The organism is Alkalimonas collagenimarina (assembly GCF_030717845.1).
Lineage (GTDB): Bacteria > Pseudomonadota > Gammaproteobacteria > Enterobacterales > Alteromonadaceae > Alkalimonas > Alkalimonas collagenimarina.
Genome location: NZ_JAUZVZ010000031.1, coordinates 18,314 through 33,083, shown reverse-complemented (window position 1 = coordinate 33,083; position 14,770 = coordinate 18,314). Strand labels below are relative to the sequence as shown.

Genomic DNA, 14,770 nt, shown 5'->3' with positions numbered 1-14,770 from the left:
CCCTAGTACTTCAGTATAAAAAGCGATGGAGCGCTGAAGATCACCAACGCGGAGCATGGTGTGTAAAATTCGCATAGTCAGGTTCCTAATTTATTAGACTGTTCTTATCTTAAAAAGGCTTGAAATAAACTGCAGGAATGGTTGGAGATATACCAAATATTTAAATGTATTTTAATTCTCAATTAAGTTTGTAACGGTATTCGTATATGCCTAAATGTTGTATCCATTAAAAATTTATTTATATAGTCACTCATAAAGAAGTGAGCATCTTTTTCAAACATCCAAGAATTATCCTTAGATAGTTGTGTAAAATCATCCAGATCACCTTTCAGGTGATAAGCTAAAGAAAATATTATGTCAAAAGAGAATAATTCTGTTTTATCTGTGCACTCTTCAAGTGTATCACTGCCATCATTGTTCAAGTAACCATGCACACTAAGGGTATATTCAACTTCAAATATGTTGCGATGAAGCATAGAGAGGCTTGGAGCCGAAAGCTCTACAATAACGAATCCATCACCTTTGAGACTTTTAAGGCTTTTAGATTCATCAGACTCGTTAAATACAAATGAGCTTATTTTTTTACCTGCTAGTTTAATGTTCTCTAACATTGAAGGTATCCTTGGTAAACGTAGTCGGTGTCGATTCGAGCCAATCCAAAGGGTTTTCAAAAGGAATTTTCACTAGATCTTTATGATTAGATTCAGTTTTAATTGTTAGGTTTATATTGGTAATACTCTTCAATCTATATTCAATTGCTTTTGATACATATTGATTCAAGGTCTCACCACAAGTAGTTGCTGCGTAAGCTGCATCTTTATGAAGCTGTGGAGACACACGGATATTGAAAGAACCTTTAAACGGTTTATCTGGTTGTTTATCAAGTTGAATGCATGTTGCTAAATAATCATCTATAGAAGAATGAAAAGAATCAATTAATTCAGTAAGTGTTTCTGCGCCAAAAATAATACTGTCTTTTATATGTTCTACACGACCGATTAGACATTGATCTTCAATCGAAAAATCAATTGAAGCTAAATAGCCTTTGTAAGAAAGAGTTTTATTGCTCATTGCGATACTCCTTTACTAACTCTATTGCTTCTTTGATGACGTAAAATTTGACTTCTTTGCCTGGATGAGGTTCATGCCAACTAGCAAATTGACCTGTTTTATTATTAATGAATTTCCTGCGAGAACCATTACCTTTAACTATTTCAAATCCAAGACTTTGCATAACTAAGCAAAGATCTCTCCAAAGAAAGGTATTTGGTCTACTTAATAGCTTTTCTATTAGTTTTTCATGTTTACCCATGAATATAGATATCCATCTCGAAGGGTGCAACTATATCTTAGTTGCAAAAATTGTCAATTGGTTCGAGTTGCTTAACTAGTTTTATTTCTGAACTCACATAAATCTTCAATAATGCAGGACCCACACTTTGGTTTACGGGCTACACAAGTATAGCGGCCGTGCAAAATCAACCAATGGTGCACATCCAGCTTAAACTCGGCGGGCACCACTTTCAGTAATTTCTGTTCTACATCATCAACATTTTTACCCATGGCTAATTTGGTACGATTACTGACCCGGAAAATATGGGTATCAACGGCAATGGTTGGCCAGCGAAACGCGGTATTCAGCACCACATTGGCAGTTTTGCGGCCAACCCCGGGCAAGGCTTCAAGGGCGGCGCGATCTTCGGGTACCTCACCGCCATGCAATTCAACCAACATGCGGCAGGTTTTAATCACATTTTCGGCTTTGGTATTAAATAAACCAATGGTTTTAATGTAGTGCTTCACGCCATCCACGCCGAGATCAAGCATAGCTTGAGGCGTTCGCGCTACTGGAAATAAATGCTTGGTGGCTTTATTGACACCAACATCGGTGGCTTGTGCTGATAGCAATACAGCAATCAGTAACTCAAAAGGAGAGCTGTAATCCAACTCAGTGGTCGGTTCTGGGTTGGCGGCTCGAAGCCGGGACAGAAGTTCGAAACGCTTTTGTTTATTCATGCAATGGTTCCCGTTACTCGAGCCCGGGTAATTTCGGCTTTTTCAGTTTGCTGACGTTGTTGCTGGCGTTGGTCAATGGCATTTTTGCCTGCGATTAACAGCCCCATACCAATAAAAGCACCTGGCGGTAAGAGCGCTAATAAGAAGTAATGATCGAGGCTGAATACTTCTATCCGTAATACCGTTGCCCACTCACCAAGCAGCGCCTCAGCGCCATCGAATAAAGTCCCTTGTCCCAGCAGTTCGCGCATAGCACCGAGCACCAGTAAAACAAAAGCAAAACCAAGCCCCATCATCACAGCATCTATGGCAGAGGGGATCAGTGGATTTTTTGAAGCGAAGGCTTCCGCCCGGCCTATGATGGCGCAGTTGGTCACAATCAATGGAATAAAAATACCCAGTGCCAGATACAGCTGATAGGTAAAAGCATTCATTAATAATTGAATTGCAGTGACGAAAGTCGCAATAATCATAACAAAAATCGGAATACGAATTTCGTTAGGCACCCAGTTACGAACGGCGGAGACCACCAGGTTTGAACCGAGCAATACCAGCAAGGTAGCCACTCCAAGACCAAGCGCATTGGTCACGGTATTGGTCACCGCCAGTAGCGGACAGAGGCCAAGCAGTTGTACTAAGCCGGGGTTGTTTTTCCATAACCCCTGTATGGCAAGTTCTTTATAGGGTTGTGTCATTGCATCGCCTCACAATTGGTGGGCTGAGTCGCCAGCTCTGGGTGTTGTTGAATGTAAAGTGCAGCTTTTTTTATCGCCTGAACAACGGCTCTGGGGGTGATGGTTGCGCCGGTAAATTGATCGAATTGCCCACCATCTTTTCGCACAGCCCAACGACTGAGTGTACTTTCTATGACGGGCTGATCGTTAAAGCTCAGCATCCAGTCAGATTTACGCAACTCGATTTTATCACCTAAGCCAGGTGTTTCCTGATGCTGTAAAGTACGAGCGGCCAGTACAGTGCCATCTGGTGCGATGGCGACCATCAACTCAATGGCACCACTGTAACCATCTGGCGCCGTGGTCTCAACCACATAGGCTGCCACTTCTCCTTGTTCACGCCAGCGAAAAATACTCTGTGTGCTGGCTCTCCCTAACCACTCAGGGGCTATGACGGCAATACAGTCATCCAGCAACTGCTGCTCTGCTGCTGCCGGCAATACGTCCTGCAAAATAGCCATTTTACTGGCCAGCCGTTGCTCGGCTATGCGTGGCGCAGTCAGTTGCTGTAGCACACTGAGCAGGCCGACACAGATCATGGCAACCAAAGCCAGTAATAACGCATTTTTACTGATCGGGCGAATCATAACAGGCCTTTTTTCACTTTATGACCATAGGTTCGTGGTCGGGTATAGTAATCGATCAAGGGAACCGCCATATTGGCCAACAAAACGGCAAAGGCAAAGGCATCAGGGTAACCGCCATAGGTACGGATACAAAACACCAGCACACCAATCAAGATACCATAATAAATACGCCCCTTGAGGGTAGTGGATGCACTGACCGGATCGGTAGCAATAAAGAAAGCGGCGAGCATGCTAGCGCCAGAAAAGAGCTGAAAGATAGGAGATAAGTGAATATCGGGGTTAATACTCCAGGCGATCAAACTGCACAGCGCTAAGGAACCAAGCACGCTAAGTGGAATACGCCATTGAATCACTCTTTGTTGTATCAGTACTAAGCCACCGAGCAACCAGGCAACATTCAGCCAAAGCCAGCCTGAGCCAGCACCCTGCGAAAAAATCGGCTTTTCAAAGCTCTCTGGCAGGGTGAGCCCCATGGTCAGATCCGTTCTGGCGGTATCGAGAGGCGTTGCCATGGTCATGCCATCAATGCCCATTTGCAGTTGCTGAATGCTGTAGCCTTGACAACTGTATTGGGTAAAGACAGCGCAAACCGCATCGAGCAGCGACAAATCATAGGTTTGCAGTGTAGTAGGAGGTAGCCACTGGGTCATTTGTACGGGAAAAGCAATCAACAATAAGACATAAGCAGCCATGGCCGGATTAAAGATATTAAATCCAAGGCCACCATACAGTTGCTTCACCATAATAATAGCAAAGGCAGTACCGATGATAATCAACCACCATGGGGCATAGGGAGGAATTGAGACTGCCAACAGAAGCCCGGTGACCAAGGCGCTATGATCGCGCAACCGCGGCAAAATGGTTTTTTGCCGCATGGCTAATATCAAAGCCTCACAGGCCCAGGCGGTGCTAATGGCAAGCATGAGCTGGATCAGTACGCCATAACCAAACAAATAACTTTGTACGGCAATAGCTGGTAGTGCAGCGCCAGCAACCCAGAGCATCAACTGAGACGTGGTTTTTTGGCTGTGCTGGTGCGGTGAACTGGCAATACGAAAACTCATTTGGTTTCGGTATCCTTTTGCTTCTTTGCTTTCGCGCGCGCGATGGCCGCAGCAATCGCCGCTTTGCGCGGATCTGTTGGCTCTGGGGTTTCTGTTTGCTCAGCCGATGTTGAAGAGACTGCTTCGTCAGGGGCGGCGGCCTGCGCATCTTTTTTTGCTTTCGCCCGGGCTATGGCTGCGGCGATAGCTGCTTTGCGAGGGTCCGCTGGCTCAGCCGGTGTTGAAGAGACTACTTCGTCAGAGGTTGTGGCGGACTGCGCATCTTTTTTTGCTTTCGCCCGGGCTATGGCTGCGGCGATAGCTGCTTTACGAGGATCCGCTGGCTCTTTTGCAGTTGACACCTCGGACGCAATTGGCGATTTTGCTTCACCATCTGGCGGCATGTCCGTTTGAGCGGCTTGCTTTGCTCTGGCTTGTTGTTTTAATCGTTCTCGTTCAGCTTTTATCGTCTCGCGGTCGGTAGGTGCATCTTGCTGCTTTGCTTTGACGCGCGCCAGCGCTTCAGCCACGGCATCACTGGAGCCACTAGCTTGCTTGGCTGCTCGCTCTTCGGCCAATTGCTCATGTCTTTGCTGCCGCTCTTGTTTCTCAGCTTCTAGCCGAGCTTTTCTGGCTTCAAAGCGTGCCTTGGCTTGCTCAGCCTGTAATGCTTCACGTTGTTGCTGGCGGCTATCGGCCTTGGCGACCCGGTAGTATTGCACCAGTGGAATTTCACTTGGGCAGACATAGGCACAGGCGCCACACTCAATGCAGTCAAACAGGTTGTACTCTTCCAGTTTGGCACTGTCTTTTGCTTTACTGTACCAAAGCAGTTGCTGAGGCAATAAGCTCGCCGGGCAGGCATCGGCACAGGCCGTACAACGAATACAGTCCATTTCTTGGCGAGCCGGAGGGAGCTCCTGATAGGTTGGTGCCAAGATACAGTTGGTCGTTTTAATAACCGGAACGCTTAAATCCGGCAAGGTAAAGCCCATCATCGGGCCTCCCATGATGACCCGCTGTTGCGCTTGAGGTTGAAAACCACAGGCATTCAGTAAGGCGCTGACAGGAGTACCAATAGGAACCAACATATTTTGTGCTTGTGTCAGCGTATCACCGGCAACGGTCACAATACGTGAAATCAGCGGAATATCATCGAGTACGGCCTGAGCAATGGCAAAACTGGTGCCGATGTTAAACATCACCATACCAATATCAATGGGACGCCGACCCGCAGGGACTTCTTTATTGGTTAACACCTGAATGAGTTGTTTTTCACCACCCGATGGGTACTTCGTCGGAATAACGCGAATAAAGTAATGATCTCGTTGCTTGCATGCGGCTTGCATCGCTGCAATAGCGTCTGGCTTGTCGTCTTCAATGCCAATGAGCACGATCTTTGGGTTCAGCAATTGGCAGAGGATATCAATGCCTTTCACGATGGTGGTGGCTTCTTCTTGCATTAAGGCGTCATCTGCACTGATGTAGGGCTCGCACTCTACGCCATTGATGATAAGGCACTCCACCTCTTGTTTGATGGCTGATTTTAAATGGGTTGGAAAGCCAGCGCCTCCCATGCCTGCAATGCCGGATTCCTGAATTCGTTCCAACAGCTGTGGCAAGGAGCAGGTGAGGTGATCCAGTGGCTCTCGCTCCCGCCATTCATCCAAGCCATCGGGCTCCAGCACAATGGTTGGCTCGGGTAAGGCTGAAGGGTGAGGACTGGTATGGTCCTCAACCGCTAAAATCAAACCTGAGGTGGGAGCATGCACAGGAATGGACATAGAGCTATCAGCCAGACTGAGCGCTTGTCCTTTTAAGACAAAATCGCCTTTTTTGACCAGGCATTGACCCGCTACACCGATATGTTGACGCAACGGAATGTACAGTCGATCTGCTAATGCCAGTTTGGCAATCGATTTTTTCGAAGTCAGCGCTTTACGCGTTGGAGGGTGGATACCACCGGGAAAGTCCCACAACTGAGCGGCTTGAATTTGTTCTAGTAAGTTTTGCATTAATCGGCCCCAACAACGCGAACAGGGATGCGATCTAAATCCCACTTCCAGCGCTCAGGCGTTTCTGGAATGGGGAGCATGTCAATGCAATCAACCGGGCAGGGATCGACACAAAGATCACAGCCAGTACACTCATCCACAATGACGGTATGCATTTGCCGGGTCGCTCCAACAATGGCATCGACAGGACACGCCTGAATGCACTTGGTACAGCCAATGCATTCATCTTCTCGTATGTAAGCGACCTTTTTCTCACTCTCTTGCTGGGCGGCATCCAGGGGTTTTGCCTCAACTCCCATTAAGTCGGCAAGTTTACGGATAGCAGTATCACCACCTGGAGGGCATTTATTGATGGCGTCACCATTGGCGATGGCTTCAGCATAAGGACGACAACCGGGATAACCGCATTGACCGCATTGAGTTTGTGGCAAGATATCATCAATTTGCTCAACCAGTGGGTCACTTTCAACCCGAAAGCGGATCGAGGCGTAGCCCAGAATGGCACCGAAAATGAGTGCCAAAGCACCAAGCGCCAGTAAGGCGATGATTACCATCATGATATCGTCACCAGACCAGTGAACCCCATAAAGGCGAGTGACATTAAACCCGCTGTGATCATGGCAATAGCGGCGCCACGAAACGCAATTGGGACATCAGCTGCCACTAAGCGCTCGCGCATGGCTGCAAATAAAATTAACACCAAAGAAAACCCCACAGCAGCGCCAAAACCAAACACAATAGAGTTAATAAAGTTGTAATTGGCTGTCACATTCAAAAGAGCCACTCCAAGCACAGCACAATTGGTGGTGATTAATGGCAGAAAAATACCGAGCAAGCGATACAGCGTCGGGCTGGTTTTATGCACCACCATTTCGGTGAATTGCACCACAACAGCGATCACTAAAATAAAGCTCAAGGTACGCAAATAAAGTAAATCGAGAGGAGCCAACAGATAGTGGTCAACCAGATAGCTGCATACCGATGCGAGTGTCAGCACAAAGGTGGTTGCTAATGACATACCGATGGCGGTCTCGAGTTTGCCAGATACACCCATGAAGGGGCATAACCCAAGAAACTTAACGAGGACAAAGTTGTTTACCAGTACGGTACTGATTAAAAGAAGCAGAAATTCGGTCATAGTTGATTTACAGCTGGCACCATGGCGTTATTATGCGCTGAAGCCTGCCCGATAACAACCTGTAGCCTGTAGGGTTATCGGATTTTCATGCTTTAGAAACTGTTGCACTTGAGAAGCAGCCAACCCCATCAGAGTGAGGTTGGCTTTCCAATGTAGTACCCTTGGCAGCCATCAATAAATAACGAGTCCAGCATGTGTTTTTCTTCTTGCGTTTCTACCGACTCGGCGAATACACCAACACCAATTCGGTGGGCCAGATCGATCATCAAGCGCAGAAAGTACTGATTGTTTTTGTCATCATCAATACGACGGGTATAACTACCATCCATTTTGATGTAATCCGGTTTCAATTCGCGGAAAAACTTAAATGACGTGATACCGACACCAAACTTCTCAACGGTGATACGAGCTCCTGCACGGTGTACCATATCGATAAAGCGCTTGCTGGTTTTTAAGTTTTGTTGCAGACCAAACTCAGTGACTTCAAAAATCAGTTTTGCGGCAATGGTGGCATCTTTCAGTAAGCGTCGCTCCAGCCAAATAATGAATTGATCATCATGGATACAGCGAGACGATAAATTTAAACCGAAGTACTGATCTTGTAAGTTTTTGCTTTTAATGGTGCTCAGTGCTGTTTCAATAATTAAACGATCAATGGGAATAATGCGATCTAGTTTTTCCGCCATCGCTAAAAACGATGCAGTGGGGAGCACCTGATTTTCCTGAGTTTTAAAGCGAACTAATATTTCAGAGTAGGCTTTCGCTGATCGTGATGACGGTTGAATACTTTGATAGAGTAAAGCGATACGATTGTTTGCCAGCACATCATCAATGACATTTCGCCAGTTTTGATTGCCGTAACCGTAGCTGGCAGTTTCGAGCCCGGCAGATTCTTTTTGCAAATGCCAGGCATTGGTTTGCTTGGTTTGTGCCAGACTGATAGAGGTATCTGCAATGGCCAGCAACTCTCCGAGTGCTCTACCACTTTCATAGCTAACTAAGCCGGTGTAGGCAACGGAATCAAGTTCCGCAATTTTTTGATACTCATTGAGCCTGCTTTGCAATTGCACTGCAAAATTTTCTGCTTCTTTTGGCGTAACTCTGGGCAAGAGTATGCCGAAGTCGGAGCTATTTAAACGATACAATTGACCACCGGGGTAAGTATGCACTGTCTTTTTAAGGACTTCACAGACTTCTTTGATGTACTTGTCACCCTCTTGATAGCCGCGGGTTTGATTTAAGTTCTGCAATTCAGTACAACGGGTAATGGCAAAGATACCAAAATCCACTTGACCGCCTTTGCTCAGCTGTTCTTCGTAATACTGCACAAACCGATTACGATTAGGGAGCTCTGTGACCGGATCTTTGTAAGCATCTTCGGTAACCTGACGCGCATTGGCGGTCATCTCGGTTAGTTTCTTTTGGTTGACCCGGGCAAAGTTTTGCAAGCTCACCCCAGTATCTTCAAATGTTTTTGGTAATTCGATGGTATCAAGTGATTGAGCAGGGTTGGTTGCAATGGTATCCAGCAATGCGCTCATTTTTTTGCTCACTGCGCGCAGCTGATATTGAAACCACCAGAGTAAAGCTGCACTTGCCAGAAAACAGATTAATAGTGGAATAAACAACACAAACCAGAGACGTGATTGCAGCTGACTAATGGTTGCATCGTGATTGAGCTGATAACGAACCTGAAGTTGTAACTCATTATTCTGTAGAGTATGTATAGGATGCTGATAACCCAGCCATTGTAATAAGGTCGTGGCCATCCCCGGGGCGCTGGAAGATGAGCGATGATTGTATAGCTCGGTGCTATCCATCAAGGTGATCTGCAGCTGATGGGGGTTCAGGCTTTGTCGGATTTGACGACTAAGTACTTTACCATCGGTTTCAAAGTGGTCGTGCAGCAACTGCTGAACGACTAAGCGACCTTGTGCTTCTTGCGAAGCCAGTTCTTGCTGTGTTGAACTTACCTGATTGAATAGCAATAGGGCAGTGATCAGCACTGCGGTAATAAGCTGCACTAAAACGAGCTGAAGAAATGTATTCATTGATTGACCACCCAAGCAAACCAGAGAAATGCCTTACGGTTTAGTCTAGTTATAGTAGTAAAGTCGGGATTAAATCAAAAAATTGAGCAAAAATAAATCTTTATCTTGAAAAGGGAGAAAGGAAGTTTGTATGGCTCCCCAGGTTGGACTCGAACCAACGACCTACGGATTAACAGTCCGCCGCTCTAACCAGCTGAGCTACTGAGGAACTAAAAGAGATCATGTTGAATGGCTCCCCAGGTTGGACTCGAACCAACGACCTACGGATTAACAGTCCGCCGCTCTAACCAGCTGAGCTACTGAGGAATCGTTTTTTGCTGTTGGCTCCCCAGGTTGGACTCGAACCAACGACCTACGGATTAACAGTCCGCCGCTCTAACCAACTGAGCTACTGAGGAACAGCAAATGCAACGGCGGCAATACTAATGCCAGTCTATATAGCTGTCAACACTTAAGCTGTTGGATTTAAGTTTTTATGGTTTACCTGAGCATATAATCATCAACTTGTTGCCGACGGCAGACATTTTCCGAGTGGAAAAGCTTGGTTCTGCTGGCGTGCCGGAAGTTACCCACAGAAGCTGTGGATAACTCTGTGGGTGACTCAGGTAAGAAGAAGTAAACTTCAGAGTTATCAAGGGATGCAAGGTGGTCAAGAGAAAAATCATAAAATATTATACCCTTTAAAATCAATGGCTTATTTATTTTGAATCGAAAGGTAAAGCAAATGAATATTTTTTCGGATGCTTACTGTCGGATCCATACCTCTTTGTGAACTAAATTTGGTGCTGTTGTCTTTTCAGTGATGACTTTTGTCGCTTTTGCGTAGTATCAAGCGTCACTTTTCTTTACAATACCGTCTCCTTTTTGGATAAGCTGGTTTATGACATCTCCTACTAAAGACTCTTTACTACACCATGACATCCGAACTACGTTAAAACGCATGACGGTGCCCATGTTGCTGGGCATGTTTACATTGATGAGCTTTAATCTAGTCGATACTTTTTTTATTAGCTTACTGGGTACGCAAGAGTTAGCCGCCGTTAGTTTTACCTTTCCGGTAACATTTACCTTTATTAGTCTGGTGATTGGTTTAGGCATAGGTACCTCTGCAGTCATAGCAAAAGCACTTGGTGCAGGAAACCACGAAGAAGCGCGGGCTGATGGTTTAGCTGCTTTATGGTTGGCAGGCTTTCTTATTATAGCCATGGCCTTGATAGGGTGGCTGTTACACGATGTGTTGTTTGGCTTACTTGGAGCTGAGCAGAGTATTTTACAGCTTATTCAACAATACATGTGGATCTGGCTGGCTGGGGTTGTATTTCTGATGATCCCAATGGTTGGTAATAGTATTTTGAGAGCTGCGGGTGAAACGCGTTTGCCCGCCTTTATTATGGCCGCTGGCGGGTTGGCCAATGCACTGTTGGATCCTCTACTGATTTTTGGCTATGGCCCTGTGCCTGCTATGGGAATGCAAGGTGCTGCCTTAGCAAGCGTCATATCATGGCTCATTGGTTCAGTTGCGGTGTTGTTTTTGTTGCGTAAACGGGGTTTGATTGATGCTGGCTGGCAACCTTTGCATCGAGCATGGCCTATTTATCGTAAAGTATTGCGGATTGGCTTTCCTGCTGCCGGAGCTAATATGTTGACCCCATTAGCCATGGCTGTGTTAACCGCGATAGTCGCAGGGTACGGTGCTGAAGCGGTGGCCGCGTTTGGTGTAGGTATTCGCTTAGAGAGTATGGCTTGCCTGGTTATTCTTGCTTTATCGACGACGCTCCCGCCTTTTATAAGTCAGAACTTTGGTGCAGGGGACTTGCAGCGAGTGCGGGCGGCCTACCAACATAGCATTCGTTTTATTTTTATCTGGCAACTTGTGTTGTATCTATTGTTGGCACTTGGCGGCACGACCTTGGCGAGGGTGTTTTCAAGCGACCCTGAAGTGCAACAGCTGATCGTACTATTTTTGTGGATCCTACCTTTAGGCTATGGTTTGCAGGGGCTTATTATTCTGACCAATTCGTCCTTGAATGCTTTGCATCTTCCGATCCAGGCACTGTGGTTAAGTGTTCTAAGGTTATTTGTGTTTTATGTACCTTTTGCCTGGATAGGTGGGCAGTTGGCAGGGATCCAAGGACTTTTTATTGGTTGTGTACTGGCGAATCTGTGCATGGCGTTCATTAGTTACTTTTGGTTTCAGCGCTCACTTGGACAGATGCAGCGACAACAACTTACTTTGGAGGATGCGGCATGAGTAAAGCATTTCGTCTGGTTTCAGAGTATCAACCCGCTGGCGATCAGCCCAATGCGATAGAACAGCTGGTCGATGGGTTGGAGTCGGGCCTGGCTCATCAAACGCTGCTTGGGGTTACCGGTTCCGGTAAAACCTTTACCATGGCCAACATTATTCAGCAGGTCAGCCGACCCACCTTAATTATGGCTCACAACAAAACGCTGGCAGCTCAGCTCTATGGGGAAATGAAAGCCTTTTTTCCGGACAACGCTGTGGAATACTTCGTGTCTTATTACGATTACTACCAACCAGAAGCTTATGTGCCATCGACCGATACCTTTATCGAGAAAGATGCTTCCATTAATGAACACATTGAGCAGATGCGGCTCTCTGCGACCAAAGCATTAATGGAACGTAGAGATGTCGTGATTATTGCTTCGGTATCAGCTATTTATGGTCTGGGCGATCCTGCTTCATACATGAAAATGCTATTGCATTTAAAGCAGGGTGATACCATTGATCAGCGTTTTTTGTTACGTCGCTTGGCGGAGTTGCAATATCAACGTAATGATCTGGCATTTGAGCGGGCCAGTTATCGGGTCCGTGGTGATGTTATTGATATTTTTCCGGCAGAGTCTGATTCGTATGCCGTTCGGGTTGAACTGTTTGATGATGAAATCGATCGCATTAGTTTATTTGACCCATTGACCGGAACTGTGGAGAAGGTGGTGACTCGGTACACGGTGTATCCTAAAACCCACTATGTCACCCCCCGGGAAAAAATTCTGGCCGCGGTCGAGCGTATCAAAGTTGAACTTGGCGACAGAAAACAGCAATTACTTGAGCAGCATAAGCTGGTTGAAGAGCAACGTTTGTCACAGCGAACTCAGTTCGATATCGAGATGATGGTGGAGCTCGGTTATTGTTCTGGTATCGAGAATTATTCGCGTTATTTATCTGGGCGCGAGCCTGGCGAACCACCGCCTACATTACTGGACTACTTCCCAGCAGATGGCTTGATGTTTATTGATGAATCTCATGTCACGATTTCACAGATCGGTGCCATGTACAAAGGAGATCGCTCACGAAAAGAGAACCTGGTGAATTATGGATTTCGCTTGCCATCAGCATTGGACAATCGCCCCCTTAAGTTTGATGAGTTTGAATCTATTGCACCGCAGCGCATTTATGTCTCGGCAACTCCTGCTGCTTATGAGCTGGAAAAGTCATCGGGTGAAGTGGTTGAGCAGGTCGTACGACCGACTGGTTTGATCGACCCTGAAATCGAAATTAGGCCGGTTGCCACGCAAGTGGATGATTTACTCTCTGAGGTGTATAAGCGGGTAAAGGTGGGCGAACGCGTTCTGGTCACCACGCTTACCAAAAAAATGTCGGAAGACTTGACCGACTACTTAGCAGAGCATCAGGTGCGGGTGCGTTACTTACACTCTGATATTGATACGGTAGAGCGTGTGGAAATCATCCGTGATTTACGCCTGGGTGTGTTTGATGTGTTGGTCGGGATCAACCTGCTGCGCGAGGGGCTGGATATTCCTGAGGTATCCTTAGTCGCGATCTTGGATGCAGATAAAGAAGGCTTCTTACGTTCTGAGCGCTCGCTCATTCAAACCATTGGTCGCGCAGCTCGAAACCTGAATGGCCGGGCCATCTTGTACGCAGATAGAATAACAGGATCGATGCAGCGCGCGATTGAGGAAACCGACCGCCGGCGGCAAAAGCAGGTGGAATTTAACGAGCTACACGGTATTGTTCCTAAAGGCCTGAATAAGAAAGTCACCGATGTAATGGATCTGGCACAAGCGCCTGAGCCGGAAGTCGACATGGTGGCTGAACCGAAAGGCACCTACTCGGCAGCAGAGCAAGCCGGGCTTTACGCTCAGATCGCTCAGCTTGAAAGTAAGATGCGGTTGCACGCTGAAAACCTTGAGTTTGAGCAGGCTGCGCAGTGTCGCGATCAGCTGAAAGTGATTCAAGAGCGATTATTAAGCAAAAATGAGTAATTTCAGTGACATAATCGCCAAACGGTAGGGGTGTTCAGTTTTCATTAAGTTAGCGGGCGCTAGCATACCGCCAGCACTGGGCCGCGGCAAACGGCGTATCTGCTCAGGATGCTTTTTCTAAAATGATTTGTAAGGACAAGATATGATGAAACGTACACTGCTCGCTTCGCTGATGTCTTTTGCATCGGTAGCTGTTTTAGCTAACGATTATCAGCATGAAACTTCACTCGATTTTTCTTGGGGCGATGTGCTTACCTCTGACTTGCAAAGTTGGGATCTATCGCACCGCTTTTATCTTACCCCTGTCGAGTTCAACTCTATCGCGCCTTTAGCGGAAGCTGCTTTTATTGGCCGCAATAGCAGTGTGTATGGTTTATACAATCGCGGTACCTTAAAAACTGATGGCTTTAAAGATAGTTTTTCTGCTTGGGGGCTTGGTGGCGAGTACATGGCAGATAGCCATAATTTTTATGCATCACTCGATTACTTTAGTGTCAATGGCTCCAGTGCCAAGTCTGCTTTGTCTCAACTTGGTTATTTCTTCCAAGCTGATTGGTTGATAACGTTTGATGCTGAGCATTTACGTTCTGACCAACAAGGATCGGCGACTCAGTTTGGTCTTAGTACCAAAAAACTTATGCGCCTACCTACTGGTGACCATCTTAATATTGAAGCCAGTTACATGGATTTGAAGGGAACCAGCCGCAACCGCTATAGTCTCGGTGGCGATTACTACTTTGGTAAGACCATGTCTGTAGGTCTGCTGTATGATTGGACTTCCAAAAATGGTTTCAGCACCGATTCAGATGCATTTACCATCCGAGGTCAATGGTATCCAATGGCTCAACTGGCTCTTCGAGCTCAGGTTACTTTTGACCAACTGGAAACTGGTGAGGATCTCTACACAGTGGGTGCAAGTTACCGCTTCTAACTGT

The 14,770-nt window shown here is 46.4% G+C and carries 15 protein-coding genes and 3 tRNA genes; 3 read left to right on the top strand and 15 right to left on the bottom strand.

From position 1 onward, the window contains the following. From Q3O60_RS16310 to Q3O60_RS16240, 15 genes are all read right to left on the bottom strand, one after another. Window positions 1-75, bottom strand: a 75-nt coding sequence (locus Q3O60_RS16310) for a VOC family protein (protein WP_305894996.1), incomplete at its 3' end; no start/stop codon positions are given. A 107-nt stretch (window positions 76-182) separates the two neighbouring features. Next, a complete protein-coding gene (locus Q3O60_RS16305; protein WP_305894995.1) occupies window positions 183-611 on the bottom strand; it encodes a hypothetical protein in 429 nt (142 codons plus the stop codon). Further along, window positions 595-1,071: a type II toxin-antitoxin system HicB family antitoxin gene (locus tag Q3O60_RS16300; RefSeq protein ID WP_305894994.1), complete on the bottom strand. Its 477-nt coding sequence runs from the start codon at window positions 1,069-1,071 to the stop codon at window positions 595-597. Before Q3O60_RS16300 ends, Q3O60_RS16305 begins: the two co-directional genes overlap by 17 nt. Continuing rightward, a complete protein-coding gene (locus Q3O60_RS16295) occupies window positions 1,061-1,312 on the bottom strand; it encodes a type II toxin-antitoxin system HicA family toxin (RefSeq protein ID WP_305894993.1) in 252 nt (83 codons plus the stop codon). The genes Q3O60_RS16300 and Q3O60_RS16295 overlap by 11 nt, the downstream gene beginning before the upstream one ends. 71 nt (window positions 1,313-1,383) lie before the next feature. Then, the gene (gene nth, locus Q3O60_RS16290; protein ID WP_305894992.1) at window positions 1,384-2,016 is read right to left on the bottom strand and encodes an endonuclease III; all 633 of its coding nucleotides are present in this window, start codon (window positions 2,014-2,016) and stop codon (window positions 1,384-1,386) included. After that, window positions 2,013-2,711: an electron transport complex subunit E gene (locus tag Q3O60_RS16285; RefSeq protein WP_305894991.1), complete on the bottom strand. Its 699-nt coding sequence runs from the start codon at window positions 2,709-2,711 to the stop codon at window positions 2,013-2,015. The genes nth and Q3O60_RS16285 overlap by 4 nt, the downstream gene beginning before the upstream one ends. Continuing rightward, complete coding sequence (gene rsxG, locus Q3O60_RS16280; RefSeq protein ID WP_305894990.1) at window positions 2,708-3,337, bottom strand: electron transport complex subunit RsxG; 630 nt, start codon at window positions 3,335-3,337, stop codon at window positions 2,708-2,710. Before rsxG ends, Q3O60_RS16285 begins: the two co-directional genes overlap by 4 nt. Then, on the bottom strand, window positions 3,334-4,401 hold the full coding sequence (rsxD, locus tag Q3O60_RS16275; RefSeq protein ID WP_305894989.1) for an electron transport complex subunit RsxD: 1,068 nt from the start codon (window positions 4,399-4,401) through the stop codon (window positions 3,334-3,336). The genes rsxG and rsxD overlap by 4 nt, the downstream gene beginning before the upstream one ends. Then, window positions 4,398-6,395, bottom strand: coding sequence for an electron transport complex subunit RsxC (gene rsxC, locus Q3O60_RS16270; protein WP_305894988.1), 1,998 nt, complete (start codon window positions 6,393-6,395; stop codon window positions 4,398-4,400). The genes rsxD and rsxC overlap by 4 nt, the downstream gene beginning before the upstream one ends. Continuing rightward, window positions 6,395-6,952, bottom strand: coding sequence for an electron transport complex subunit RsxB (gene rsxB, locus Q3O60_RS16265; RefSeq protein WP_305894987.1), 558 nt, complete (start codon window positions 6,950-6,952; stop codon window positions 6,395-6,397). The genes rsxC and rsxB overlap by 1 nt, the downstream gene beginning before the upstream one ends. Further along, window positions 6,949-7,533 carry an electron transport complex subunit RsxA gene (gene rsxA, locus Q3O60_RS16260; RefSeq protein ID WP_305894986.1) on the bottom strand — a complete coding sequence of 195 codons (585 nt, stop codon included), beginning with the start codon at window positions 7,531-7,533 and terminating at the stop codon, window positions 6,949-6,951. The genes rsxB and rsxA overlap by 4 nt, the downstream gene beginning before the upstream one ends. A 128-nt stretch (window positions 7,534-7,661) precedes the next feature. Beyond that, window positions 7,662-9,584: an EAL domain-containing protein gene (locus Q3O60_RS16255; RefSeq protein ID WP_305894985.1), complete on the bottom strand. Its 1,923-nt coding sequence runs from the start codon at window positions 9,582-9,584 to the stop codon at window positions 7,662-7,664. Between the two features lie 131 nt (window positions 9,585-9,715). Beyond that, window positions 9,716-9,792 (bottom strand) — tRNA-Asn (locus Q3O60_RS16250). A gap of 21 nt (window positions 9,793-9,813) precedes the next feature. After that, window positions 9,814-9,890, bottom strand: a tRNA-Asn gene (locus tag Q3O60_RS16245). A gap of 15 nt (window positions 9,891-9,905) precedes the next feature. Then, window positions 9,906-9,982, bottom strand: a tRNA-Asn gene (locus tag Q3O60_RS16240). 482 nt (window positions 9,983-10,464) lie between these two features. Here Q3O60_RS16240 and Q3O60_RS16235 point away from each other — a divergent pair. The 3 genes from Q3O60_RS16235 (at window position 10,465) to Q3O60_RS16225 (ending at window position 14,766) form a co-directional block, all read left to right on the top strand. Beyond that, window positions 10,465-11,835 carry an MATE family efflux transporter gene (locus Q3O60_RS16235; RefSeq protein ID WP_305894984.1) on the top strand — a complete coding sequence of 457 codons (1,371 nt, stop codon included), beginning with the start codon at window positions 10,465-10,467 and terminating at the stop codon, window positions 11,833-11,835. Continuing rightward, window positions 11,832-13,835 carry an excinuclease ABC subunit UvrB gene (gene uvrB / locus Q3O60_RS16230; RefSeq protein WP_305894983.1) on the top strand — a complete coding sequence of 668 codons (2,004 nt, stop codon included), beginning with the start codon at window positions 11,832-11,834 and terminating at the stop codon, window positions 13,833-13,835. Before Q3O60_RS16235 ends, uvrB begins: the two co-directional genes overlap by 4 nt. Window positions 13,836-13,977: 142 nt before the next feature. After that, window positions 13,978-14,766 carry a putative porin gene (locus tag Q3O60_RS16225; protein WP_305894982.1) on the top strand — a complete coding sequence of 263 codons (789 nt, stop codon included), beginning with the start codon at window positions 13,978-13,980 and terminating at the stop codon, window positions 14,764-14,766. Window positions 14,767-14,770 lie beyond the last annotated feature (4 nt).

Coding starts and splice junctions, on each gene's coding strand:
- Q3O60_RS16305 (WP_305894995.1), bottom strand. CDS start 611: ATGTTAGAGAACATTAAACTAGCAGGTAAAAAAATAAGCTCATTTGTA.
- Q3O60_RS16300 (WP_305894994.1), bottom strand. CDS start 1,071: ATGAGCAATAAAACTCTTTCTTACAAAGGCTATTTAGCTTCAATTGAT.
- Q3O60_RS16295 (WP_305894993.1), bottom strand. CDS start 1,312: ATGGGTAAACATGAAAAACTAATAGAAAAGCTATTAAGTAGACCAAAT.
- nth (WP_305894992.1), bottom strand. CDS start 2,016: ATGAATAAACAAAAGCGTTTCGAACTTCTGTCCCGGCTTCGAGCCGCC.
- Q3O60_RS16285 (WP_305894991.1), bottom strand. CDS start 2,711: ATGACACAACCCTATAAAGAACTTGCCATACAGGGGTTATGGAAAAAC.
- rsxG (WP_305894990.1), bottom strand. CDS start 3,337: ATGATTCGCCCGATCAGTAAAAATGCGTTATTACTGGCTTTGGTTGCC.
- rsxD (WP_305894989.1), bottom strand. CDS start 4,401: ATGAGTTTTCGTATTGCCAGTTCACCGCACCAGCACAGCCAAAAAACC.
- rsxC (WP_305894988.1), bottom strand. CDS start 6,395: ATGCAAAACTTACTAGAACAAATTCAAGCCGCTCAGTTGTGGGACTTT.
- rsxB (WP_305894987.1), bottom strand. CDS start 6,952: ATGATGGTAATCATCGCCTTACTGGCGCTTGGTGCTTTGGCACTCATT.
- rsxA (WP_305894986.1), bottom strand. CDS start 7,533: ATGACCGAATTTCTGCTTCTTTTAATCAGTACCGTACTGGTAAACAAC.
- Q3O60_RS16255 (WP_305894985.1), bottom strand. CDS start 9,584: ATGAATACATTTCTTCAGCTCGTTTTAGTGCAGCTTATTACCGCAGTG.
- Q3O60_RS16235 (WP_305894984.1), top strand. CDS start 10,465: ATGACATCTCCTACTAAAGACTCTTTACTACACCATGACATCCGAACT.
- uvrB (WP_305894983.1), top strand. CDS start 11,832: ATGAGTAAAGCATTTCGTCTGGTTTCAGAGTATCAACCCGCTGGCGAT.
- Q3O60_RS16225 (WP_305894982.1), top strand. CDS start 13,978: ATGATGAAACGTACACTGCTCGCTTCGCTGATGTCTTTTGCATCGGTA.